The following is a 23,927-nucleotide window of genomic DNA, read 5'->3' as shown; positions in this document are numbered from 1 at the left end:
AAAGTGTGGGAGCGCTCCCGCGACGAGAGGCGCGGCCGTCGCGGGACGGCAAGAGCCGTGCACGGACGAAGCCGCGGGACCGGCCCGGGGGCCGGAACACTGATGCGCGCCCCGGCCCCCGGGCCGGTCCCGCGGCGCGGTCGGTCACGCCGGTTCGACGGGCAGCCACAGCTCACAGGTCGCGGTGGTGAAGTCGTCGGCGCGCTCCAGGACCGCGACGATCCAGGGCCCCGGCCGCAGCCGCCACGGGTTGGAGGGGAACCACTCGGTCGCGGTCGCGGCCCAGGCCGTCTGCAGGGTCTGCGGATACGGTCCGGCGGTGCGGAAGACCGCCCACTCGCCGGCCGGCACCTCGATGGCGTCGAGGTCGCCGGGGACCGGCGTGTCCCGGGAGACGGCGACCCCGTGCAGATAGGTCAGTTCGCTCCCCTCCGTGCCGTCGGGGTCGAGGTCGTCGCAGACCTGCAGCAGGCCCCCCGGCTCGGTGTCGCCGAGGGCCTTCAGCCGCAGATGCTCCTCCTGCGGCAGTGCGGCGATGTGCCGCCGGATGTGCGGGTTGACGCCCTGGTGGATGAGCGGAACCCGGGCCGCGTGTCCGGCCAGGCGGAACGCGGGGCGGTCGGCGATGCGGGTGTCCATGGGGGTGCTCCCTTCGACGGTCAGGTGGAACCTGAGACGCGGTTGTGTGCGAAGGGGGCCTCCGTCGCGGCGCACGTCACCGGGGCCCGCGCCGTGGACGGCGCGGAACGCGCGGCCGAACGCCTCGGCCGAGCCGTATCCGTACCGGACCGCGATGCCCAGCAGACCGTCCTCGCCGCGGACCACGTCGGCGGCGGCGACGGTCATGCGGCGCCGGCGCGCGTACTCCGACAGCGGCATCCCGGCCAGCGAGGAGAACATCCGGCGCAGGTGGTACTCGGTCGTGCCGAGCTCCCCCGCCAGTCCCCGGACGTCGAGGTCCTCGGCGAGGTGCTCCGCGACCTGCTCCGCGATGTGCTCCTCGACGAGGTCGACGAGCCGGTTGAGTGCCGAGATCACAAGGCCTCCCTCCGACGTCCACCCTGCCCGGCGGGACCTGGGCCCGGCCCGACCGCCGCGGTCCGCTCCGATCATGCGCCCGGGCGGGCCGGGCCGTCCACGCCGACGCTCCCGCCCCCGGTCCGGGAGCGGGGAGACGGGCGCGCGTCAGCCGGCGGAGGGGCCGGTCCACCCGGCCGGAACGTGCCCCACGCGCACCCGCTGCGGGTGGTCGCCGACGGGCACGGAGGCCACCTTCCGGCCGGTCGCGAAGTCGATCGCGGTGACCTGGTCGGATCCGCTCTCGGAGACCACGCAGTGCCTGCCGTCGCCGCTCACCGTCGCCCAGTACGGCTTGGAGACCGCCACCAGCGGCCCCTCCTCCAGTGTCCCGCGGTCCACGACGGTGGCGTAGTCGTCCATCGTCCCGGCGACGCACAGCTTGGTGCCCCGGGGGTTCATCGACATGCCGTGGTGGCGCGAGTCGTTGACCCAGGTGGCGCGGTCCTCGTCGGTGTCCGGGTTCTTCGGCAGCTCCTTGATCCGGGTGATCTCGTCGGCGGCCACGTCGTACTCCAGGAAGCCGTTGAAGAACGACACCTGGAAGTAGAGCCTGGACTCGTCGGGCGTGAAGGCCACGGGCCGCACCGAGTCGGAGAGGTCCTCGCGGCCGAAGGCGTCCAGCCGCTCGCGCATGTCGATCACCTTCACCTGCTCGAAGGTGTCCGCGTCGACGACCGTGATGCGCCGGTCGCCCTTCGTCCAGTCCAGCCAGGGAGCGTCGAGGTCGTTGTTGACCTCTCCGATGGACATGTTCCAGATGTACCGGCCGCCGTCGGTGAAGACGTTCTCGTGCGGCTTGTCGCCGGTATCGAACGAGCCCGCCTCCTTCCCCGTGACGATGTCGAGGACGTGGACGGTGTTGGAGGTGGAGGCCGACACCGCCACGCGGCGGCCGTCGGGCGAGACGGCCATGTGGTCGGAGCGGAAACCCGACACCGGGAAACGCCAGTTGAGCTTCCCAGTGGCCACGTCGATCGACACCACGTCGGCGAAGCTGGGGCGGGAGACGACGACGGCCGAGCCGTCCGGGGTGGAGTACATGTCGTCGACGTACTGGTCATGGCCCTCGCCGACGGTGTGGCGGATGCCGAGGAAGAAGGCGAGCCTGACCGGATTGAGGTGGATCTCCCTCATCCGCTCCTTCCTGTCGGGGATGACGTTGATCCGGCCGACCTTCGCGTAGTCGCCGGTGGACTCGATGACGTCGGCGGTCCCGTCCCAGTTGTTGCCGACGAAGAGCACCTCGTTCAGGCCGCCGCCCGCGGAGGCGGGTACGGCGGAGGCGGGTACGGCGGAGGCGGGTACGGCGGCCGTGGCGGCCAGGACGAGGGCCGCGGCGCATCCGCCGATCCCGCGGGCTCGGCGGGAGGGGCGGTGTCGCGGGGAGGGGCTGTGGGGTGACGGTGTGGGCGTCATGGCGCGCTCCCGGTTCGGACGGACGGGGCTTGTTACCGGAGGTAACGTAGCGGCCGTCCGCCTCGTCCGCCAGATGCGCGGGCAGAACAGGCCCCGCCCCGGCCCCCGGGCCGCCCCGGCCCGGCGGAGCGCCGGGGCGGGGCGGGCCGGGAACGCGGGATCACACCGGGGACGCCCCGTGGGTGATGTCGACGTGGAGCCGGTTCACCTCCGTGACCAGCCGGAAGCCAGCCCGGCCGTCGCCCTCGGTGTCGAAGCCGATGCCGACCCGTAGTTCACCCTCGAACAGGCCGACCTTGGTGATCTCGCGGACGCCGGCGGTCTGCTCCTTCCCGCCGTACTCGCCGTCCGGCAGGGCCCCGACCAGGACGACCTCGATTGAGTGCTCGCCCTCGACGGGCACCGGGGTGCCGCTCCCGGGCTGGTGCAGCGGCTCCAGGTAGGCGACTATGTGCGCCGGGACACCACCGTCGAACTCGAAGGTGACCCGGTCGTAGACGTCACGGCCGGTCACCCGTACCGCCGTCAGCTTCGGGGTGGCCGCCGGGTCCGCCCCTTCGGCCTCGCCGTCCTTGCGGGCGGTGCCCCAGGACGGGACTGACACGGAGCCGCCGCCGTCACCATCGGCGGTCGGCGAGACGGCCCCGCCGCCGTCCCCGGGACCTCCGGACCCCCCGGGCTCCGGGGTCCGGGATTCGCCCGGCCCGCTCGAGGACGGGGACGGAGACGGGGACGCGTCGGCGGGCCGGGACTCCCCGGCCGTCGGCGCCGGGGCCGCGTCGTCCTGCGCCCCCTCCTCGCAGCCCGACACCACAAGGACGGAGACAAGCGCGATCGCGGTCGCGGCGGAACGGCTTTTCACTGTGAACTCCTGCGCATGGACGGCTGGTTTCCGCAGACACCGGGATGCTCGGGCGAGTGCGGTCGTACCGGTGCGCATCCAGCCGTGGCGGAGTTCCGCCCCCGTACGGCGGCGGAATCGTTCCCCCGACGCCGTGAAGGCGGCGCTCCGCGTTCCCCCCGGAACAAAAAGCCCCCCAAGCCCGCTCATACCAACGGTGCCGAGCGGGTGGCCGTCACCCTAGCAACAGCGGTTTCCGGCCGAAATGCTCTCCGTCCCCCGCCTCAGGGGCCGTCAGCCCGCAGCCCTGTGCGCCACATCGAGGATGATCTTGTTCTTTCCCGTGGTCACCCGGAAGCCCGCCGGGCCGTCACCCTCAGGATCGACGCCGACGCCGAAGAGCGTCTCGCCCTCGAAGTAGCTCACCAGCCGCAGTTCGCGGATGACGGGGGTGCTCCTGCCGCCGTCGTCGAAGTCGGTGGCGGGCACGGACCGGAGGAAGGAGATCTTCAGATCCTGGTCGCCCTTGAGGGGGATGACGTCGCCGGAGCCGTCCTGGTGCAGGGTGTCCACGTACTCGGCCACGAAGCGGGGGGTGCCCTCGTCGAAGTCGAAGACGACCCGGTCGTAGGTCTCGTGGATGCCCACCCGCACCCCGCGCAGCTCCGGGAAGTCGTTCACACCCGCGTCCCGGGCGGCCCCCGTCCTGCGTGATGTGTCGCGCAGGACCACGTTCTCCTCCTCGCCTCCGGGCCGGGACGGCGGCGGGGAGGCGGACGAGGGCGCGCCGGCGGGAGCGGAGGGCGAGGTGCTCCGCCCGGAGTCCTCGGACCGTTCGGGCTGTCCGGACCGGTCGGCCGTCGGAGCCGTGCTCACGCCGCCTCCCGTCTCCCCTTCCGCCCCACCGCAGGCCGTCACGAGGAGGGCCGACGCGAGGGCGATCGCGGTCATGGTCGTACGAGGTGTCACTGCGCGCTCCTGAACGTAGGCTGCCGGGCTCCGGGAGCCCGCTCGATACTGGTCTGTTGCCGAGTGGGCCGGATGCCAACCACCCAACCCCCACGATCCAGCCAAAGGTGTCTTTCCCCCGTATTCCCCTCCGGCCCGTACCGTTCGGGCCTTCCCGCACCGACACCATGGACGACCCGGCGGCCGGCCGTGAAGCCCCGGGACCGACGGACGGCGGCGGGGCAGCGGCGGGTGGCGCCGCGCGCGGCGGCGGCATGCATTGAACGCCGGACTTGGAGCATGAGTAGAGATATGGCTCCGTCTACCCCCTCCCCCGCCGACTTCGAGGCCATATTCCGCGCCACGACCTCGCCCCTGCTGGTGCTCGGCACCGATCTGGTGATCCTGGAGGTCAACCGTGCCTGTGAGGAGGCGACGTTCCGCGAGCGGAAGGAGGTGGTCGGGCGGCACATCTTCGACGCCTACCCCGCCAATCCCGACGACCCGGGAGCGGGCGGCATGCGCGACCTGGACGCCCTGTTCCGGCGTGTCCTGGCGACCGGGGCGGCCCAGGCCCTGCCCGTCCTGAAGTACGACGTCCCCTTCACCGGCAGCCCCACCGGCTTCCGGGAGAAGTACTGGAGCCCGGTCAGCAGCCCCGTCCTCGACTCCCGCGGGGAGGTGACGGCGCTTCTGCATCACGTCGAGGACGTCACCGGCTTCCACGAGGAGCTGGCCCGCGTCGAACGCGTCTACCGGCAGACCGAAACCCCCACGGCCCGCGACCACACGGCCGTCGCCCAGCGCGGTTACGAGCGCCATCTGGCGCAAGCCACGTACGACCTCAGGCGCTACCGCGAACTGGAGGACGAGGCGGCCCAGCTGCGGCGGGCCATGCGCAGCCGCGCGACGATCGACCAGGCCATCGGCATCGTCCAGGCCGAGCGGCGCTGCGGCCCCGAGGACGCCTTCCAGATCCTGGTGACCATCTCCCAGCGCACCAACACCAAACTCCGCGACATCGCCAGCGGTCTGGTGGGTCTGGCCGAGACCGACCCGGCGGGGCCCCTCCTGCCGGACACCGGCGCCCCGTGACGGCCGTGGCCGTCACGGGGCGCCACCAGGGAGTCCCGGACCGGTGTCGCCAGGGTGGCGTGGGGTGCATCCACAGGCGCGAGGCTCCCGCCGCGCGCCCCGTGTTCACTCCTCCGGTCCTCAGCGTCGGACACGGCCCGTCCGGTATCGAACGGCTCCCCGGCCCGGACGGTCACAGAACGGCCCGGTCCATCGGGCGGGGCAGCGGCCGGAGCACTCCGGCTTCCCGCAGCCGTACGTTGGCGCGGACGACGTCCTCGACCGCTCCGGGTGCCGCGACCTCCAGGATCACGCCCCCGCCGCGGACCTCCCCGCACGCGGCCACGGGGCCGTCCGGACCGTCCACGCCGTCGGGCAGCAGGGCCGCGCGTCCCGGCGAGAGGTAGCCGACCCAGCCGACAGCGGGCTCGTCTGGGCCGAACTCCGCGTCGTACTCCAGTGCGTCGAGCACATCGTCGTCGGTCACTCCGCCGAAGTCGGGCTCCCACGACTCCGCCAGGGCGGTGAGGAGTCCGGTGTCCGGGATGACGGCGCCGTCCGGCGAGCCGACACCGATCATCATCGCCTGGAGCAGGAAGTCCGAAGTGCCGCCCGTACGGCCGCCGGCCTCGATCTTCCAGCCCGGCCCGCCCTTGGTGACGAGCCGCAGCGCACACCCTGTGCGGTCCGGCCACGCCTCGGCCTCTCCCGCCGCGCGCAGGGCCGCGGTGAGGGCCCGCTCGTCCGTCCGCAGCCCGGTGGCGCGCCCGGCCGCGTGGACCTGCTGCCACGCCCACACGCCGTCGGACCCGGAGCCGGCCGCCGGAAGAAGCCCGGCGAACCGCTCCAGGGTCGCCCTCCAGCGCCCGGCCAGCACCTCCACCGGCTCTTCCCGGGGCCCCCAGAAGCCCCGCACCACGCGTCGCATCCCCCGCCTTCCCCTCCGCCCCCGGTGCGCTGCGGGCCGGCGGCCGGCAGCAGTCTCAGCAGAGCTCCCGCTCCCGTTCCCCCGCTCCCGGATCGCGGGCTCTCCGCCGCCCCGACCAGGCCGCGCCTCCCAGGCTCAGCGCCCCGGCGCCGGCGATGGCCGCCATGGCCCAGTAGCCCGTACCGCCGCCCGGGCGGAGGGCCAGGGCGACGTTGATCGCACCCACCACGACCCAGCACAGGGAGCCGAGGGCCTGGAACTTCCAGCCATTCTCCGACGGATCCGGCGGACTCGACGGACTCGACGGACTCCACGACACGGCATCACCTCCCCGTGTCCGTCTGCCCCTTCGGCGGGCCGGAAGTCATGTTCCGCGCCGGGCGCCCGCGGCTACCGGGTACTGCGCGGAGCCCCCGTCCGGCCCCACCCGTCCGCCGCCGCGGGTCGAAACCCCACAGAACGACGGCCGCCCGCCACACCAGAGCGACCGCGGACAGGGTGGTGGCGGTGCCCGCGACGGCCTTCGCGGCGGAGCCCTCCACACCGAACAGCAGGACCGGGCTCATCAGGACCAGCCATACCGCCCCCGCCAGGAGGGCCGCGGAGACGACGGCGTACCCGATCTCCACCGTGACCGTGTCCCGCTCCTCCTGGTCCCGTGTCATCGTCTCGCCCCTTCCCCGCCGTCGGCGTGGTGTCTCCCGGTCTCCGGAAGCACCGAACCTACCGGCCGGAAGCACGGTACGGCACCCGGCCGTCACACCTCCCGGACGTTCCCGGACGGGGCGCGGCGGGTGCGGCGGGGCCACACGAAGAAGACGACCACCGTCGCCAGGAGGGTGAGGACCACCGTGACGCCCATGGCGTCCGCGACACCGAGCGAGAAGGATTCCTCGGCGACCCGGACGACCTCGCCCCGGACATCGGGCGGCAGCGTGTCGACCGCCTCCTGGCAGGAGTCGGAGTTCACCAGTGTCTGCCGCACCCGGATGATCTCCGCGTCGGTCAGCCCCGAGTCATCGAGCACGCCGGACGCCTCGCGCGCCGTGAGCTCCCGGGCCAGCGCGGTGAGGACGGCGACTCCCAGCGAGCCGCCGAGCATGCTGGACATCTTGAACACGCCGGCGGCCGTCCCCGCCAGATCGGCCGGGACCTCCCCGACGGCGGTGTTGGCCACGGGCGTGCTCACCAGGCCCAGTCCGAGCCCGACGACGAAGAGCCCGGTGGCGATCACCTCGACCGGGGTGCCGGTGTCGAGGAAGGCGAGGGCGGTCAGACCGGCGCTCGCCACCGCCAGGCCGACCGTCACCGGCGGCCTTCCGCCCCGCCTGGTGTCGAGGGCGCCCCCGACCGGGATGCCCAGGAAGACCCCGGCCGTCGCCGGGATCATCAGCGACCCGGCCTCCACCGCGCTGTAGCCGCGCACGTTCTGCAGCCACAGCACCAGCAGGAAGCTGAGGCCGGCGTAGGCGAGGTTCATCGTCAGATTGGCCGTCAGCGCCCCGTTGCAGGCGCGGATCCCGAACAGCCGCAGGTCCACCAGCGGCAGACGTACGCGGCGCTCGATCAGGTACCACGCGACGGCGAACACGACGGTCGCGGCAAGCAGCGCCACGATGCGGGGATCCGCCCAGCCAACGCTCGGCCCCTCGGTGAGCGCGTACGGCAGGGCGAGGACCGCCAGGCCGATGGTGGCCAGGCCCGGCCAGTCGATGTGGCCCGAGGCGTCGGGATCACGCGACTCCGGGGTGGTGAGCCGTACGACGACGAGAGTGACGGCGGCCAGCGGCAGATTGAGCCAGAACAGCCACCGCCAGCCCAGTCCGTCGGTGACGAAGCCGCTGATCGCGGGCCCGGCGGACAGCCCTCCCCAGGCCACCGCCTGCCAGATGCCGATCACCGCGGTCTGCGCCCGTCCCGAGAACTCGGGCGGGATGAGGGCGAGCGACGCCGGGAGGACAGCGCGGCGCCGATCCCCATGAGCCCGCGGCCGAGGATCAGCCACTCGACGCCCGGCGCGAGCGCGGCGACCACGGAGAACACGGCCAGCAGCACGGTGCCGGTCTGGAGCATCAGCCGGCGACCGAAGAGGTCGCCGAACTTCCCGGCGGCGATCACGAGCGCGCCGGTGACGAGACTGAAGGCGTTGTTCGCCCACTGGAGCATCGAGAAGTTGCTGTCGAAGTCGTCGGCGATCTCCGGGATCACCACCCCCAGGTCGGAGAAGGCGAGCCAGACGATCCCCGCGGTGCCGCAGATACCGATCAGCGAGAGCCACCTGTGCGGCGGGGACGCGGTCTGCTCCGGGGGTGGTTCGGTCATGGTGGCGCTCCGGACTCCGGCCGTGTGCGGCCCGCCGGGGCGCTCGCTCTCCGGCGGGCCGGCCGATCACCGCGGACATCCCTTTTCACCCGTTTCGCGCCGCCCGATCCCGGAGGGTGGTCCGGCCCGGGGCCGCCGCCCCGCCCGCCGCGCCGCTCGGCCCGGAAGGCGCGATCGGTCGGCCCGCCGAAGATGTGCCGCGTACCCGTGCCGGTGGGGCCGCGCCTGGTCGGCCGGGAAACCGGTGCCGTGCGCCGCCGGTCTCGTGGGAGGTCCCGGAGCCGGGCGTCGTGACCGCCAGGAGGAGAGGAACAGCTCGCTCCGCACGTCGCGGAGATGGCCTGCGCCGCCCTCGACCGTGGACGACACGGCCGTTCTCGCCGATGCACCTGTGGATGTCAGAAGCCCCGAGCCGATCTTGGCTCGGGGCTTCGTCCCTGTTCGGGGCCTGAGCCGCCTGTCGGGTTCGAACCGACGACCTTCGCTTTACAAGTGGGGTCGCGCTCCTGCCGGGCAGTGCTCGGCCATGCCGCGTGGTGCTGTTCTGCCTGATCAGCGCCACGCGGCATCACGCCTGGTCGCGCCCCTGACGGCCTGTGCCGCACCGTCCGCTCACGCATCGCTCACGCATGCCGCCTGAGCCCTCAACGCTTCCGCCAGTCTTTGTGGGGCTCGATGAAGGTACTGCCTCCTGCCCACTTCATCCCGCACTCCGGACAGGCCACATACCACTCATCGCCTGGCACGCTTTCGTCCATGTGCCCCTCCTGCCCCGTCCCAGGACAGTCCGTAGCAACGCCTTCTCTCTGTCCCATCATTGCTCGCTCCTCTACCTTGCCCTGTCGCGCATCCTCACAGCATCAGCGACGGACCGTACCGCGGATGATGCTCCCTGGCTCGCCCACAGCGCCGCTCACGCCCGCCCAAGCGTGCCAGTAAAGTCCTCAGCGACCTTGAGCCACAGCCCAGGGCTTCCCCTCGTCCGCAAGCCAGCTCTGGCCCCCCTTACGGCGGCGTCATGTGAAGCCCGTGAGACCTCACCACGAGTCTGGAATGATGTCGGGGCGGATGCTGACGAACCACGACACGCGTCCCCGTCGACACATAGGACCGCCATCCATCGAGGAGCGCACGCATGACCGAGCAGCTGGAACCCGCCCCTGCGGCAGTTCTTCCAACTCAATCCTCGGGTGAAACGGATCGCATTGTCGACATCGTTTCCAAGCGAGAGGTCCCCGCCACTCCCGAAGAGAAAGAAGCGGTCCAGCCATTCGCGCGCCAGTTGATCGAAGACTACGGATACCCCGTAAGCCGAATCCGAACTCGCCCACAGTGGCACGTCAAAGCTTCCCCGTCCGACAAGGCCAAGAAGTATCCAGTAGACATCGCGGTCTTCTCGTCAGATGACCATTCCGATGATTCTCTATACATTGTCGTCGAGTGCAAGAAGAAGAAACGCAGGGACGGCCGCAGCCAGTTGGAAGACTACATGCGTCTTTCACGAGCCGAACTTGGCGTGTGGTTCAATGGTGACGAACGGTTGTTCCTGCGCAAGCAGGAGCATGGCGGCAGGGTAACATTCGAAGTAATTCCCAACATTCCTCGCTATGGGGAGCGAGTCGATGACATTGGACTCTACACAAGGGAGTCCCTGCAGCCGACACATAACTTGCGCTCCACGTTCCGAGCAATCCGTAACTACCTCGCAGCAAACGCGGTGGGGATGACACGGGATGAAGCACTCGCCCAGCAGATCATCAACGTAATCTTCTGCAAGATCTATGACGAGCGGTTCACCGCCCCTAAGGACAAGGTAAGCCTCCGCGCTGGCATGGGCGAGAGTGACGCAGATGTCGCTGGGCGAGTGCGCGGGTTGTTCGAGCATGTGGTGAAGCGATACAGCGATGTTTTCGACGAGAACGACTCGATCTCGCTCGACGACGCCTCACTGGCTTATGTCATAGGAGAGCTCCAACTGTACTCGCTGATGGACTCTGATCGCGATGCGGTTGCGGACGCCTTCGAAACTTTCATCGGACCGTCCCTGAAAGGCGCCCAGGGACAGTTCTTTACTCCGCGGAACGTGGTTCAGCTTGTTGCTGAAATGGTTCGCCCCACCCAAGATGATCGAGTCATTGATCCGGCCTGTGGATCTGGTGGATTTCTTGTCGAGGCCCTACGCCGACTTTGGGACCAGGTTGAGAATAATGGAAAGAGGCTGGGATGGCCTCAGAATGAAATCGACGCAGATAAGCAGCAGGTCGCAATCCGAAACATTCGCGGGGTTGACAAGGACTCGTTCCTTGCTAAAGTCGCCAAAGCATATATGGCAGTCCTCGGGGATGGTCGTGGCGGTGTTTTCTGCGAGAACTCACTCGCAAACACAAGCGAGTGGAGCCCTGCGGCAGCAAACGAGGTCCGAGATGGCCAATTTCACGCAGTCCTGACCAACCCTCCCTTCGGAAAGAAGCTGAAGGTAAGCGACTCGGGAACACTGCGCCAGTATGACTTGGCGCATAAGTGGACGCGTGACAAGTCAACCGGCTCCTTCTCCCGCTCCTCGGCGGTTGGCGATGGGCAGGCACCCCAGATCCTTTTCATCGAAAAGTGCCTGAACCTCCTGCGTCCGGGAGGTCGAATGGGGATCGTAATTCCCGAGTCCATGCTGTGTAACCCCTCACACAAGTTCATCGTCTCTTACATTCTCTCCCGGGCCCGCATCCGCGCTGTCGTGACAATGCCGGAAGAACTCTTTCAGCCTTACACTCACGCCAAGACTGCAATTGTTCTCATCGAAAAGAACCAGGCCACGAACACCCCTCAGGGGGACTACCCAGTCTTCATGGGGCTAGCAAAATGGTGCGGACACGACTCGCGCGGCCACGAAATCCCTCACGACGATCTTCCTGAGATCACGAAGCGCTTGGAGCGTTTCCACAACAACGAGCCGCTAGAATTCGACCATCTCGGCTTCACTGTGATGGCAAGCGAAATCCAGGACCTCATTTACCTACCCAAGTACTATAATCCCGAGTTGAAGCAACGCCTAGACGCGCTCAAGGAAACCCATCACCTCGTGACGCTTGGGGAACTGGCCGACGATGGTGTGATTGAGGTGTCGACCGGGCACGAAGTGGGCAAGCTCGCGTACGGGACCGGATCCATCCCCTTTATTCGCACTTCCGACATCGCCAACTGGGAAATTAAGGGGGATCCCAAGCATGGCGTCAGCGCGGATATCTATAACAGCCTAGCTCCGCGCCAGAATGTGGAAGTCGACGATATTCTCATGGTCCGCGATGGCACATACCTGGTGGGCACCTGCGCCATTGTGACTGAATTGGACGCGAAAATCGTCTATCAGAGTCATATTCTCAAATTCAAATCGCTCGACCATGAGCGGATGGATCCCAAACTCCTCTTGGCCTTGCTATCTGCCCCGATCGTGAAGGAGCAGATTTGGTCTAAGCGATTCACCCAGGACATCATTGACACGCTCGGAAACCGCTGGCGAGAGTTGGTTCTTCCAATTCCACGGAAATCAAGCGACCGTACAGAAATCTTGACGGCAGTACGTAGTGCCATCCAGTCTCGGATTGACGCCAAACTCGCAGGCCGCAAGGCCATGATGCTTGTTGCACCCCACGGCTCCTTGGATCCTGACGTGGTTTACGATTTCCTCGTCATCGGGCGATCGTAAGAACACGAAACCTTCGCTAAGGGGCGACCTTAACTACTGGGCGCTGAGCCAGTCGTCATTCCCGGATGTCGCCCCCTTTATCTCTCGGAGTCGGCTGCTCGGAAGCCGAGTTTTACCGAGCAGCCGACAATCGTGAGACAGTGCAAAGCGAGTTCGCAGCAGGGGATTGTCTTCGGCGATTGTTGGGCAGAGAGCGTTGCATGGACTGCCTGGTGATGGAGTGGGCAACGCGAGTGGCGGAGACTGAACTCAGTCCCGTGCTCTCGCGACGGTGGGCGCACACGCAAGGGGTGACCGTCCGTGCGGCCGAGATCAGGCACCTTCTCAGCCGCACGGACGCTGACCTGTTCATCGCCGCCGCCACGCTGCACGACGTGGGGTACGCGCCACGGCTGGCCGTGACGGGGTTCCATCCGTTGGACGGGGCCCGGTTCCTGCGTGATGAGCATGGTGCGGACGAGCGGTTGGTGCGGTTGGTGGCGAACCACTCGTTCGCTCTGCTGGAGGCTGAGGAGCGCGGGCTGCGGGAGGTGCTGGAGGCGGAGTTCCCTTTGCTGGAGGACCAGTTGTTGGTGGACGCGCTGGTCTACTGCGACATGACGACGACGCCCGACGGGGAGCGGACCACAGCCGAGGAGCGGGTGGCCGAGATCCGGGGCCGCTACGGGGACGACAGCCTGGTGGGGCGGTTCATCCGCCGGGCGGCGCCGGAGATCTTCGCCGCGGTGGGGCGGGTGGAGGAGGCGCTGGCAGCTCAGTCCAGGCGGGGGTAGGTGCCGGCGAGGTAGTCGCCGATCTGCCGGCGCATGCTGGGGTGGATGTCGTACCGGTCGAGATCAACCGGGGAGACGAAGCGGACGCCGTCGGCCTCGTCGTTGATCGTGGGCTCGCCGCCGACGGGGCGGCCGATGTAGGTGGTCTCGTACTGCTGGCGGATCTCGCCGTCGGTGTAGGCGACGATGTGGTGGGGGTTGGTGTAGACCCCCAGGAAGCCGGTGATCTCGGCGACGATGCCGGTCTCCTCCAGGCACTCGCGCACCGCGCACTGCGCGGCCGTCTCCCCGATGTCCTGGGCGCCTCCGGGCAGGGCCCACTGGCCGGTGTCGCGCCGGCGCTGGAGCAGGATGGCGCCGTCCTCGTCGACGACGAGCAGGTTGCTGGCGGGGATGAGGGTGTTCGCCTTGGGGGCGTCGGGGTCGTGGTAGTACTCAGTCCTGCCCATGGGCGGCCATCCCCTCCTGGTCGGGCGTCCAGGGCCGGGCACCGGCCCAGACGGCGTCGAAGCTCTGAGCGTAGTTGTCGAACCACCCGGAGGTGTCGACTCTTCGGAGGTGGAGCAGGGGGTTGGCGCTGGCCGGCTGGCCCCAGATGTGCGGGTTGACCAGCAGGTTGTCGTCGTAGCGGAACATCGACGTGTAGAGCGTGGTGTCGTGCAGCCGCACCTCGCATCCCTCCTCGGAGAGCAGGGAGCGGTAGTAGGTCAGGGAGGCGCGGATCTTGGCGGCGAGGGTGTCGCCGATGCCTTCCTCCCGGCCTCGGACGGCGACCGCCCGGCCCGCCGGGTCGCCGAAGCACAGGCGGACCCGTACCCCGTCGGCCGCGCGCTCGGCGAGCATCTTGGCGACGTGCGGGTTGGACTGGGCGAAGAAGGTGCCGGAGAAGACGAGTACGCCGATCTCCTTCCGGGCCTCCCGCAGCAGTGAGAGCCACATCTCGCGGGGGACGCTGGCGCGGTTGGCATAGGTGCCGACGAGTTCGGCGCCTGACCCTGCGACGGGGCGGCCGGTCCGGGGTTGCGGGGCGGGCCAGAGGAACGTCTCCTCCACCCGCAGGTGCTGCGCGACACGGAAGCGGTGCCGCGGATGGGGTACGCGCCCGCCCAGCCAGCGGCTGACGGTCTTGGGGTCCACCCCGCAGGCTTCGGCAAGCGACTCGGGCGGGACGCCGCGCTGGGCGAGTACGGAGTGAAGTCGCTCGTTCACAGGGTCCATGGAAGCCGAGGCGGGCGCGATCGGGCAAGGACGTTATGGGACGTTCCTGTGAGACAGATGCCGCGCCCGGGTGCTTACCCTGGCGGAATGCAGCTCATCGTCCTGTGGGACATCGACCACACGCTCATCGACAACGCAGGGGTGAGCAAGGAGATCTACGCGGCCGCGTTCTCGGCGCTGGCGGGTCGTCCGCCGACCGGACCGGCACGGACCGAGGGCCGCACGGATCGCCTGATCATGCGGGAGATGTTCCTGCGCGAGGGTCTGCCCGAGCCGGACTGGGCCGCCGTCGAGGCCGCCCTCGCCCTCGCCGGCCAGGAGCGGCTTGAGGAGCTGCGCAGGCGTGGGACGGCTCTGCCGGGCGTACGGGACGCGCTCAAGGCCGTCTCGGTACAGGACGGTTGGGTGTCATCGATCCTGACCGGAAACATCGCGGCCAACGCCCGGGTGAAGCTGTCGGCCTTCGACCTCGACCCTCTGCTCGACCTGTCGGTCGGAGCCTACGGTGCCGACGCGCTCCAGCGCCCCGACCTCGTGGCCGTCGCCCGGGAGCACGCCCGCCTTCTTCGCGGTGTGCGTTCCGACGTGCCCGTGGTGCTGGTGGGTGACACGCCACGGGACGTGGAGTCCGCACTCACCACGGGCTCCGGGATCGTCGCGGTCGCCTCGGGCATCCACAGCGCCGAGGAGCTGGCCGCCGCCGGCGCGCCCGCCGTACTGCCCGACCTGTCGGACACCGCGGACCTCCTGAGGATCCTGGAGTCCTTCGCGGCGCGCTGAAAACGTCCCGGGACGTCCTCGGAGCGTCCGGATACGCGGTGACGCGGTCCCCGTACGCTCCGCCACCATCGGGTCTCCAACCAGGCGACTGGCCGGAGGAGGCCCACGTGATCGCGGAAGTCACCGGTATCCGCAGGATCCGGATGCTGTACCTGCAGCTGCTGTACCGCTGCAACTTCGAGTGCCTGCACTGCTTCCACGGCACACGGCTCCAGCACGCCGACGCCTTCACCGCCGAGCAGGCCGCCAACCTCCTCATGCTCATGCGGAACCGGTACGGCACCGAGGCCGTCACCCTCCTCGGCGGCGAGCCGTTCGTCTACAAGGACCTCGCCCAGGTGGTCCGGCACGCCCGGCAGGAGCTGGGCCTGCGGGTCGAGATCTGCACCAACGGCTACCGGATCGAGCGCCGGCTGGCCGAGATCGCCCCGCACCTGGACCTGCTGCGGGTCTCGTTGGAGGGTGTCGGCTCGACCAACGACCACATCCGCAGGTCCGGGAGCTACCAGAGCGCGCTGAACGCGCTCGACCTCGCCCGGGAACTCGGCGTCCCCGCGGGCGCGACCATGACGGTCACCTCCCGCAATATCGACGAGGTACTGCCGCTGGCCCGCGTCCTGGAACACTTCGGGGTACGGCAGTTGAAGCTGCACTGTCTGCGTCCGGTCGGCAACGCCGCCGCCCACCCGGAGCTCCTGGTCACCGACCCCGCCGCGTACGCCCGCCTGCGCGAGCGGCTCCGGGAGGCCCAGCCGGCCATCGAGGTGGTCGTCGACGAGGACCTGTCCGAGCACGGCGCCCCGGAGGTCTGCGCCCCCGTCGGCGGCCCGTCCGAGATCGAGCGGATCGAGGCCGACCCGCGCGGTGCGCTCACCATGTCCTGCAAGGCCGTCGGCAGGGACGCGCACGCCTTCTGGTACGACAAGCGCGCCAATCGCATCGTCCACCGGCCCACCGCCACCGACGAACTGGCCCTCGCGGTGCCGGACGTGGTGTACGGCCGTGTCTGACCGCCCGCTGTTCGAGAGCCTCGAAGGACTCCGCGGCACCGGCAAGTCGACCATCGCGCCGATGCTGGCGGCGGCCCGTGGCGCGGTGCTGGTCCCGACCGTACCGCCCGCCTACCAGCGCTTGCGGCGCGACGTGGACAAGCGGGGGAACGTCGAGGCACGGATGTGCTTCCACCTCTCCGCGCTGTTCACCGCGGCCGACGAGATACGGCGCCATCTCGCCCTCGGCATCCCGGTCGTCGTGGAGAGCTACTTCGCCCGCTGCCTGGCCACCCACCACGCTTTCGGCGCCCGCCTCGGGATCACGCTGCCGCCCGACCTGCCGCAGCCCGTCATCTACCACCTGGTCTGCGGAGAGGACGAGCGCCGGCGGCGCCTGGCCGGGCGGGACAAGCCGGTGACCCACTGGGACGCTCTCGCCGAGGCCACCGTCGACCGGCTCACCGCCGCCTACGCCCTGTTCCCGATGCACCGCGTGGACACCACCGGCCTCGGTCCCGACGAGGTCCTCCGGGCGATCCTCACCATCGACACGCAAGGAGCCCACCACCGTGCGGACACAGAGCCTGTGGGAGCACACCCTCACCTTCTTCCCCCAGTTCCTCGCCGCGTTGAAGGAGCACACCGTCGCTGACGCCACCGTCGCGGTCGTCGGCGCGAGCGACGGCAAGTTCGTCCTGCCGCTGGCGGCCGCCGGTTACCGCGTCATCGCCATCGAACGCGACCCGCTGGCCCTGCACGGCGGCGAGGTCCGCCTTCCGGGTGAGGAGCACGCCCACGCGATGGGCCTGACCGACCGGCTCGAACTTGAAGGGCTCCACGACCGCGTGCAGGTCGTCGAGGGCGACTTCCTCCAGAACGAACCGCCGGGCACGCCCTGCGACGCGGTCTGGACGAGCTGTTCCTGGCATTACAGTGCCAACCACCACCGCCCGCTCGCCGAGTTCGTCCACCACATGCAGCGCCTGGTCGGTCCGGGCGGCCTCTTCGGTGCGGAGTTCATGATGCCCGTCGAGCACCGCCACCATCTGGTCGAGCACTACACGTCCCCGGAGAGGCTCCGGCGCCACTTCATCGGCGACTGGAACGTGCTGCTCACGCTGCGCACGAACGAGTTCACCGAACGGGCCCACGTCGGCCGGCTCCAGGACCACACCCATCGCATGGGTCTGATCCTCGCGGCCCGTACGCCCGGCCCCTCCCACCGTTACGGGAAGAAGGACTCATGAAGCACGAGTACGAAGCGAAGTTCCTCGCCGTCGACGTCACCGACCTGCAGACCAGGCTGACCCGGCTCGGTGCCGTCCAGGTGCTCCCGCGCACCCTCCTCACCCGCAAGATCTTCGAGAATGACGCCCTCGACGTCGGCGCCTGGATCCGCCTGCGGAACGAGGGCACCCGGTCCACGCTCACGCTCAAGCAGGTCACCGACGCCACCACCATCGACGGCACCACCGAGGTCGAGACCGAGGTGGCCGACCTGCACGCGATGGCCGAGATCCTTCGCCGTATCGGGCTGCGCGAGGTCCGCTACCAGGAGAACTACCGGGAGGAGTGGCGCCTGGGCGAGGTCGTCTTCGACTTCGACACCTGGCCGGATCTCCCCACCTTCGTCGAGATCGAGGGCCCGGACGAGGCATCGGTCCGCCAGGCCGCCGCCCTCCTCGAACTCGACTATTCCGAGGCCCGGTTCGGCAGCGTCGACGAGATCTACAAGAGCGAGGCGGGCCGCGACATCCTCTCCGAGCCCACCCTCCTCTTCGCCGACTCCAAGAAGGACGAGTCCCGCCCCGTGCCCACCCAGGGCACCTGACCCCGGGGGAGCACCGTGCTTCCGGAACCGGCCGGGCCACACAGGGCGGCACCGGGCATCCCCGACTTCGCCCGGGGCGGGCTTCCCGCCCCGGCGGCCACCGACGACGGAAACCGGTGGGTCGACGGCTCCTGCCGGCTCTACTGCGGCCGGCGGTGGACCCGCGTCCTGTGGATCGGTCCCGTGAACGTGGCCGGTGTCCAGGCACCGATGTACGCCTGCGGCCCCTGCATTCGGAAGCTGCAGGAGCAGGTCTGGCAAGCCGTCCTCCTCAACGACGCACCGACGCGCTCCGCGCACCCTGGCGCTCCCGCCGGAGCCGAGTCGCCCGGCAGGCGGCGTGGAGGAAGGCACCGAGCACGAGGCGGCTTCCCGCGTCGCGGCTGAACACCGCCCGGGCGGCGAGCCGCCCCCTCCTACCCCGTCCCCGTGGACGGCTCCCCTACGGCCACGGGGCGGCCCCGGCAACACCAGCACCTCCGCACGCCACAGCTTCCCGCCGAACCCGGCGGGAGAACCGGTAGAGGAAGGAGCACCAAGTGGGAGACACCACCCCCTCCGTGGAGGAGGGTCTTCTGGTCGCCGTGGAAGTCCTCGCGAGCGTCCACGACCGGCACGACAGCAGCGCCTCCGACCCGGGGCAGGGCAGCTCCGGTGACGGCCCCTGGCCCGGTGGCGACGGCCTGAACCACGCGGCGTAACCGCCGGCTCTCCGGTGGAGGGGCCGCGCACGCGGCCCCTCCACCTTCCACCTCCCATCTGACGCAAGGAAGGGAACAGCCCATGGAGCACCGTCTGGTCCGCGCCGTCGAAGAGGCACTGGGGTGGGACGGCCCGGCCCCGCTCGGAAAGGACTTCGCCCGAGGAAGCATCGGCGATCCCCAGCTCGTCACCCGACTGCTCACGCCCGCGCGCCTGCTCGACATGGTCATGCGCCGGAGTCTGGCCAACCCCCAGTTCCGCTTCTTCAAGGGCGGCGAGGAGCTGCACCCCGACGCGTACCTGGACCGGCAGGTCACGCCCCGGGGCCAGGCGATACCGATGGCCGGCATGCGCCGCGTGGGCAGCCTGCTGCGCGAGGGTGCGACGCTGGTCCTGGACCAGTCGAACGTCTTCGACCCCACGATGGAAGTAACGTGCCGAGCCCTGCAGTGGTGGTCCCGGGAGCACGTCCAGGCGAACGTGTACCTGACCACCAACGACGCCTCCGGCTTCGACCTGCACTGGGACGACCACGACGTCCTCATCGTGCAACTCGCCGGAGAGAAGCAGTGGGAGGTGCGTGGCACGTCACGGCCCGTGCCCATGTTCCGGGACGCCGAGCGGAACAACACCCCCAGCGAGGAGATCGTGTGGACCGGCACCATGAAGGCCGGCGACGTCATGCACATCCCCCGCGGCTACTGGCACGCCGCCACCCGGGCGGGCCGGGGCGGCGGCCACAGCACCCACGTGACCTTCGGGTTCGCCAAGCGCACCGCCGTGAGCTGGCTGACCTGGCTCGCCGACTGGTCCCGCCAGGAGGAGGTGTTCCGCCACGACCTCGACCGCTGGGGCAGCCCGGAGGAGCAGCAGGTCCAGGAACGGCGGCTGACCGACGCGGCCTCCCGGCTCCTCGACGCACGCGGCCCGGTGGAGTTCCTCCGGCTCCGCGAGCGCGAGGCTCCCTCCGGTCGGCACGTTCCCTTCCTGGAGATCTTCGGGCCGCTTGAGGCCGTGGTGTGTATCAGCGAGTTCCCGCCGCTGATCCAGGAGGAGCAGGAGACGGTCACCGTGGTAGCCGCAGGCAAGAAACTCACCTTCGCCTCCAAGGCCCTGCCCGGACTCCGCCTGCTCCTGAGCGGCCACCCGGTGCAGCTGGACGAGGCCGCCCAGGTCGTGGGCGCCGAGGTGGGAGCCCTGGCGAAGATCCTGGTGGAGGAGGAACTGTGCGCGAGCCTGACCCCCGAGTTGTCCTCGGGCTACACCGATCTCGTCATGAGCGCCTGATCCTCACCAGCGCGCTGGAACTCGGTGTCGAGGCGATCGACACCAGCTTCAACTACCACGGCTTCTCGGCCCACACCGCCCTGGCGGGGGTGGGGGGCGACCTCCTGCCCCGCTTCACGGTCTCCACCAAGGTCGGGTTCTTCCCGGCCGCCGGCGGGGCCGAGCACTCACTCGACCCCGGCAGGCTCCGGGCAGCGGTGGAACAGACCAACCGTGATCTCGGACGCGTCCCCGACCTGGTGTTCCTGCACAATCCGGAACGCTCCCTGCCCGAACGCTCCTCCGCTGGTCAGGAAGCGCTGGGTACGGCGTGCGCCGCCCTGGAGAAAGCCTCGGCGGACGGGCTGTGCGGGGCCTGGGGCGTCTCCTCGTGGGACCCCCGCCCACTGCCCGGTCTCGTGGACGACACCATGCCCAGGCCCGACGTGCTCATGATCCGGGCGGGGCTCCTGGTTCCGGTGGATGTCCTGGACGCATCGGATGCCCTGGCAGCACGATGGGACCTCGGCCTCGATCAGCTGTGGGGCATGAGCCCTTTCGGAGGCGGGACCGGAGACCCGCTGTGGAAGACCTTCGACCCGCGGGTCTTCGTCCAAGACCCTGACGACGGTCTCTCCGCCGTACAGGCCGCGTTCCGCACCGCCTACCGGCTGCCGCAGGTGGGGAGGGTCGCCGTCGGCACGGACGACCCGTCCCACCTGGCGGAGCTGGTCACTGCCCTGCGGTACGAGGCGGATGTCGGCAGCCTGCGCACGTACCGGCGGCTTCTCCGCGAGCGGACGGGCCGTCAGCCGGTCTGAAGTTCCTCCGCGATCCGCGCCGCCGCCCGGTGTGCCGGCTCCAGGCGGGGGTCCTCGGGATGGGCGTCCGGGGCCAGGATCTTCGCGCAGACGAACAGGGTCATCAGCTTGCCGTCCCGGCTCTCCAGGTCGCGGCGCCGCTCCTGGCGGACGCGTTCGGCCAGGGCCGGGACGGCCAGGGAGTTGCCCCACAGCGATGCGGCATCCAGCCCTCGGGGTGCCATGCCCCAGTCCTCCCAGTCGAACAGACAGATCTCCGGACCGGTCATGTTCGCCCAGTTCAGGTCCGCGTGCGCGGGCCGCCACTGGCTCACCGTCGTATCCATGCCATCGGGCAGGAAGCGGCGGACCGCCTCGGTGACACCGCCCTGGGTGATCGTGACGGTGTCTGGAGTGGCGACGCGGCTCGTGCGGTGGGCGGCCAGCACGTCCAGTGAGGCGTTCAGCGCCTGCCACCACGCATCCGGCAGTCCGGGATCGGTGGCCAGGACGCTGGTGCCGATCGGCGCTCCGGGCAGCAGATCGGTCTCGTCCGCCCGCCACATCGCGGCACCGTCCGGCTGGCGCCACACCACCGCCCGGTGCCACCGGGGCTGCGCGACTCCTTCCAGGACGGCCGCGCACTCGGTGCCGTTCCAGCCCTGGCCTCCGATCTTCTCCATCCGGCGCCGCTCGATGCGCACCCATGTGCCCCGGTCCGTCCGCGCACCCAGCGAGCGCCGCTTGCGCACCAGCGTGTCCCGGTCCAGCCGGGTCTGGAGAGACTGCTCGACATCGTCGAGCACAGCGTCGACCGGCTCGATTCTCAGGTCGGCCTGTGCGGCGGCAGGCGCGGAAGATGACATGGAACCTCCTTGGCGGCCGTCCGACGCTAGCAAGGAACCGGCCTCCCATGTCTCCGGAAGGGAAGACGCGGCACAGCGGTCCGCTCGGTGTGGTCAGCGGTGCCGCGTCCGGGACGGCTGCGGGTCTGGAGCGGCGGGGCGCTGTGTGGTGGTGCGTGCTCTGGCTGCCTGGGCTTGTGGGCTGGGAGCGTGGCGTTGGCCGAGGCGGTGGATGCGCCAGGTCAGGGTGCGGGCAGGGTGGCGGGCGTCGTTCAGGGTGCGCTGGCCCAGGGCCTGGTCGAGGAGGGTGGCGGCGTTGTGGCCTGTGGTCTCGGCGTCGGCGAGCACGGCGGCGAGGGCGTACCAGGCGGGGTCGTTCAGGATGCGCTCGGCGTGCTCGGGGGCCGCCTGTTGGAGGTGGAGGGCGAGGCGTTGCTTGGTCTGGAGGCTGGGGGTGCGGTGGGCGAAGTGGTCCAGGACCGGCCCGGCGATTCGTGTGTAGGCGGTCTGGAGGTGGAGCAGGGTCTGCTTGGCGGCTGCTTCCTGCTGGGCGTGCCGGTGGGTGCGGTGCCAGTGCCCGGCGTAGGCCACGGCGAGGAGCGCGGCGTCCAGCAGCATGGCCAGCCCGGCGCCGTCCGCCGGGGTGGGGTCGCGCACGATCGCCTGAACGCTGCGGCGCAGGGCGCGGGTGCTGTCGAGGTCCGCGGTGATGCGGGAGCGGGTGGCGCGTTCGAAGGCGACGGCGGCCTGCTCCAGCTCGTTCCGCAGGCCGGCCGGTGCGGCAACCGGCAGGAGGTCCAAGGCTCCGCCGAGGGCGACCAGCTGCCCCTGCGCCACCCTGTCGTCGCTGCCGGTGAGGTGGTGGGGGATGCGCTCGGTGGCCGCGGTGGCCTGGTGCCAGGGATCGGCCGGGCGGGCGGGTACCGGCTCGGGGGAGAGGGTGCCGATGCGTTGGCGGACCTGGGGCAGGGAGAGGTCGCCGGCCAGGGCGGAGCCGGAGTACCACACGGGCTCGCCCTGGCCGTTGGTGTCGCCGGGCAGGGCGACGCTGTAGCCCAGCAGGTCGCCGGACGGCCCGGCCTTCGGGCGTACCTCCACGCCGGAGGCGGCCAGCAACGCGAAGAACCCGGCCTCGTCGGTGGCGGCGGCCACCGCGCGGCGGACCCGCAGGCGCAGGACCTCCCGCGCGGTGGCGTCCCGGCCCTGCCGTTTGGCCTTGAAGTGCTCCTTGCTGGTGGGGCGCTTGGCCGCGGTGCCGTCCCCGGGCTTCAAGCGCCGAAGCCCGTGGTCGGCCTCGATTCTTCGTGCCTCCCTCTGGACGGCGCGGTAGTCGTGGCCCCGGTTGGGGCGGCGGCCGTCCTGGCGGACGAGGGTGGCGGCGATGTGGATGTGGTCCTCGGCATGCCGTACCGCCACCCAGCGGCACGCCTGGCCGTCCCCGTCGGAGGCGAGACCGGCGGCGGCCACCATCCGGCGGGCGATGTCCGCCCACTGGGCGTCGGTGAGGACCGGGTCCTCCGGTGCGGCACGGACCGGGCAGTGCCAGATGGTGTTCTTCGGCGCCCGGTCGCCCAGCAGGGCCACCGGCTGGTCGAGCTGGGCCGCGAGCTGCCTTTCCACCGCCTTCAAGTCGCGGTGCGGGCTGCGGCCGGGGTCGGGGGCGAAGTCGTTCCAGGAAGCCACCAGATGCGGATCGGTGTGCTCGTTGGCCCGGCCCGTGCCGAACAGGTAGGCGACCAGGCGGCGGGTGCTGCCTCTGCCAAGGATGATCTTCGGTATCACCGGCTCACCGCCCCGCCGTCACCTGGGCGATGGCGGTGTCCAGCTCGGCGATCGACGCCTCGACGCGGTTCAGGAGGCGGTGGACCGCCTCCCGCTCGGGCAGGGCGCCATCCTGGTTGAGGTGCCGGGCGAGCTGGTTGAGGTTGCTGCCGACCTTGCCCAGCTGCCCGTTGGCGGCCATCAGCACTCTGACCGCGGCGCGGTAGTCGGCGACCGCCGCCGCGGGGTCGTCGGCGCGGGCGGCGGCCAGCGACGCCTCGGCGACGTAGCCGCCCACCTGCATACCACTGGCCCCGGCCGCCTTTGCAAGGTCGGCGAACTCGCCGTCGCTGTAGCGAGGATGCACGCGGCGCTCACGTAGCTGGTGCTCACGCAGACGACGACGCGGTGTAGGCGGCTGCGGCGCGCTCGGCGACGGCTCGGTGGCCCCTCCCACGGTCGGCTCCCCCAGGCCGGGCGACCCCGGCGCCCCCGCAGCGCCGGATGCCTCCGCCACCCCCGGGGCGGAGGCCGGGTAAGGACTCCTAACCCGACAACTTGCTGCCCTGAGGTCGGCCGTGGGTGCCTCCTGCTGGATAGGGACGGGTCCGTGGTGCGGCTCGTTGGTCAGGCAGGAGTTCCTGCTCGCC

The 23,927-nt window shown here is 70.2% G+C and carries 23 protein-coding genes and 1 pseudogene; 11 read left to right on the top strand and 13 right to left on the bottom strand.

Translation table 11 applies throughout. The features are described from left to right. Nucleotides 1-144: 144 nt before the first annotated feature. The 4 genes from IQ279_RS03655 to IQ279_RS03640 form a co-directional block, all read right to left on the bottom strand. Complete coding sequence (locus tag IQ279_RS03655; RefSeq protein ID WP_206346828.1) at nt 145-1,038, bottom strand: AraC family transcriptional regulator; 894 nt, start codon at nt 1,036-1,038, stop codon at nt 145-147. A 147-nt stretch (nt 1,039-1,185) separates the two neighbouring features. Beyond that, nucleotides 1,186-2,496 carry a YncE family protein gene (locus IQ279_RS03650; RefSeq protein WP_206346827.1) on the bottom strand — a complete coding sequence of 437 codons (1,311 nt, stop codon included), beginning with the start codon at nt 2,494-2,496 and terminating at the stop codon, nt 1,186-1,188. A 160-nt stretch (nt 2,497-2,656) separates the two neighbouring features. Further along, a complete protein-coding gene (locus IQ279_RS03645; RefSeq protein ID WP_206346826.1) occupies nt 2,657-3,100 on the bottom strand; it encodes an AMIN-like domain-containing (lipo)protein in 444 nt (147 codons plus the stop codon). A gap of 531 nt (nt 3,101-3,631) precedes the next feature. Next, complete coding sequence (locus IQ279_RS03640; protein WP_206346825.1) at nt 3,632-4,213, bottom strand: AMIN-like domain-containing (lipo)protein; 582 nt, start codon at nt 4,211-4,213, stop codon at nt 3,632-3,634. 384 nt (nt 4,214-4,597) lie between these two features. Between IQ279_RS03640 and IQ279_RS03635 the strand changes: the two genes are divergently transcribed. Beyond that, nucleotides 4,598-5,380 (top strand): ANTAR domain-containing protein, encoded by a 783-nt coding sequence (locus IQ279_RS03635; RefSeq protein ID WP_206346824.1) that lies wholly within the window; start codon nt 4,598-4,600, stop codon nt 5,378-5,380. Nucleotides 5,381-5,552: 172 nt separating this feature from the next. Here the strand turns inward: IQ279_RS03635 and IQ279_RS03630 are convergent, their stop codons facing one another. From IQ279_RS03630 to IQ279_RS03615, 4 genes and pseudogenes are all read right to left on the bottom strand, one after another. Beyond that, entirely contained in the window at nt 5,553-6,287 is a 735-nt protein-coding gene (locus IQ279_RS03630) for a hypothetical protein (protein ID WP_206346823.1), read from the bottom strand. Nucleotides 6,288-6,342: 55 nt separating this feature from the next. Further along, on the bottom strand, nt 6,343-6,606 hold the full coding sequence (locus IQ279_RS03625; RefSeq protein ID WP_206346822.1) for a hypothetical protein: 264 nt from the start codon (nt 6,604-6,606) through the stop codon (nt 6,343-6,345). A gap of 4 nt (nt 6,607-6,610) precedes the next feature. Further along, a complete protein-coding gene (locus IQ279_RS03620; protein ID WP_206346821.1) occupies nt 6,611-6,952 on the bottom strand; it encodes a DUF6332 family protein in 342 nt (113 codons plus the stop codon). A gap of 92 nt (nt 6,953-7,044) precedes the next feature. After that, nucleotides 7,045-8,609: pseudogene (locus tag IQ279_RS03615) on the bottom strand (MFS transporter). 1,135 nt (nt 8,610-9,744) lie between these two features. Between IQ279_RS03615 and IQ279_RS03610 the strand changes: the two are divergent. Further along, nucleotides 9,745-12,309, top strand: coding sequence for an N-6 DNA methylase (locus IQ279_RS03610; protein WP_206346820.1), 2,565 nt, complete (start codon nt 9,745-9,747; stop codon nt 12,307-12,309). 200 nt (nt 12,310-12,509) lie between these two features. Continuing rightward, the gene (locus IQ279_RS03605) at nt 12,510-13,082 is read left to right on the top strand and encodes an HD domain-containing protein (RefSeq protein ID WP_206347170.1); all 573 of its coding nucleotides are present in this window, start codon (nt 12,510-12,512) and stop codon (nt 13,080-13,082) included. Here the strand turns inward: IQ279_RS03605 and IQ279_RS03600 are convergent. Together IQ279_RS03600 and IQ279_RS03595 are read right to left on the bottom strand one after the other, a co-directional pair. Beyond that, the gene (locus IQ279_RS03600; RefSeq protein ID WP_206346819.1) at nt 13,064-13,531 is read right to left on the bottom strand and encodes an NUDIX hydrolase; all 468 of its coding nucleotides are present in this window, start codon (nt 13,529-13,531) and stop codon (nt 13,064-13,066) included. The two genes, IQ279_RS03605 and IQ279_RS03600, sit on opposite strands and share 19 nt — an antisense overlap. After that, nucleotides 13,518-14,291: a DUF5919 domain-containing protein gene (locus IQ279_RS03595; RefSeq protein ID WP_206346818.1), complete on the bottom strand. Its 774-nt coding sequence runs from the start codon at nt 14,289-14,291 to the stop codon at nt 13,518-13,520. The genes IQ279_RS03600 and IQ279_RS03595 overlap by 14 nt, the downstream gene beginning before the upstream one ends. A gap of 96 nt (nt 14,292-14,387) precedes the next feature. On the opposite strand from IQ279_RS03595, the gene IQ279_RS03590 reads away from it, so the two are divergent. The 8 genes from IQ279_RS03590 (at nt 14,388) to IQ279_RS03555 (ending at nt 20,692) form a co-directional block, all read left to right on the top strand. Next, on the top strand, nt 14,388-15,080 hold the full coding sequence (locus IQ279_RS03590) for an HAD family hydrolase (protein ID WP_206346817.1): 693 nt from the start codon (nt 14,388-14,390) through the stop codon (nt 15,078-15,080). 107 nt (nt 15,081-15,187) lie between these two features. Beyond that, entirely contained in the window at nt 15,188-16,090 is a 903-nt protein-coding gene (locus tag IQ279_RS03585; RefSeq protein WP_206346816.1) for a radical SAM protein, read from the top strand. Continuing rightward, the gene (locus IQ279_RS03580) at nt 16,083-16,724 is read left to right on the top strand and encodes a P-loop nucleotide/nucleoside kinase family protein (RefSeq protein ID WP_307792134.1); all 642 of its coding nucleotides are present in this window, start codon (nt 16,083-16,085) and stop codon (nt 16,722-16,724) included. Before IQ279_RS03585 ends, IQ279_RS03580 begins: the two co-directional genes overlap by 8 nt. Then, complete coding sequence (locus IQ279_RS03575) at nt 16,642-17,319, top strand: class I SAM-dependent methyltransferase (protein ID WP_206346815.1); 678 nt, start codon at nt 16,642-16,644, stop codon at nt 17,317-17,319. The genes IQ279_RS03580 and IQ279_RS03575 overlap by 83 nt, the downstream gene beginning before the upstream one ends. Next, nucleotides 17,316-17,903, top strand: a complete 588-nt coding sequence (locus tag IQ279_RS03570; protein WP_206346814.1) for a class IV adenylate cyclase — start codon at nt 17,316-17,318, stop codon at nt 17,901-17,903. Before IQ279_RS03575 ends, IQ279_RS03570 begins: the two co-directional genes overlap by 4 nt. Nucleotides 17,904-18,442: 539 nt before the next feature. Then, nucleotides 18,443-18,604, top strand: a complete 162-nt coding sequence (locus tag IQ279_RS03565) for a hypothetical protein (protein WP_155071312.1) — start codon at nt 18,443-18,445, stop codon at nt 18,602-18,604. Between the two features lie 82 nt (nt 18,605-18,686). Then, the gene (locus IQ279_RS03560) at nt 18,687-19,892 is read left to right on the top strand and encodes a JmjC domain-containing protein (protein WP_206346813.1); all 1,206 of its coding nucleotides are present in this window, start codon (nt 18,687-18,689) and stop codon (nt 19,890-19,892) included. Then, nucleotides 19,832-20,692 carry an aldo/keto reductase gene (locus IQ279_RS03555; protein ID WP_206346812.1) on the top strand — a complete coding sequence of 287 codons (861 nt, stop codon included), beginning with the start codon at nt 19,832-19,834 and terminating at the stop codon, nt 20,690-20,692. Before IQ279_RS03560 ends, IQ279_RS03555 begins: the two co-directional genes overlap by 61 nt. Here the strand turns inward: IQ279_RS03555 and IQ279_RS03550 are convergent. The 3 genes from IQ279_RS03550 to IQ279_RS03540 all read right to left on the bottom strand — a co-directional run bounded on the left by IQ279_RS03550 (nt 20,680) and on the right by IQ279_RS03540 (nt 23,644). Continuing rightward, complete coding sequence (locus IQ279_RS03550; RefSeq protein WP_206346811.1) at nt 20,680-21,537, bottom strand: hypothetical protein; 858 nt, start codon at nt 21,535-21,537, stop codon at nt 20,680-20,682. The two genes, IQ279_RS03555 and IQ279_RS03550, sit on opposite strands and share 13 nt — an antisense overlap. 93 nt (nt 21,538-21,630) lie before the next feature. After that, entirely contained in the window at nt 21,631-23,298 is a 1,668-nt protein-coding gene (locus IQ279_RS03545; protein WP_206346810.1) for a relaxase/mobilization nuclease domain-containing protein, read from the bottom strand. A 4-nt stretch (nt 23,299-23,302) separates the two neighbouring features. After that, nucleotides 23,303-23,644: a plasmid mobilization protein gene (locus IQ279_RS03540; protein WP_307792132.1), complete on the bottom strand. Its 342-nt coding sequence runs from the start codon at nt 23,642-23,644 to the stop codon at nt 23,303-23,305. Between the last annotated feature and the right edge of the window lie 283 nt (nt 23,645-23,927).

This window comes from Streptomyces verrucosisporus (assembly GCF_017114865.1).
GTDB lineage: Bacteria > Actinomycetota > Actinomycetes > Streptomycetales > Streptomycetaceae > Streptomyces > Streptomyces fenghuangensis.
Note: the sequence above shows the minus strand (reverse complement) of the source record. Positions and strands in the feature narration are given on the sequence as shown.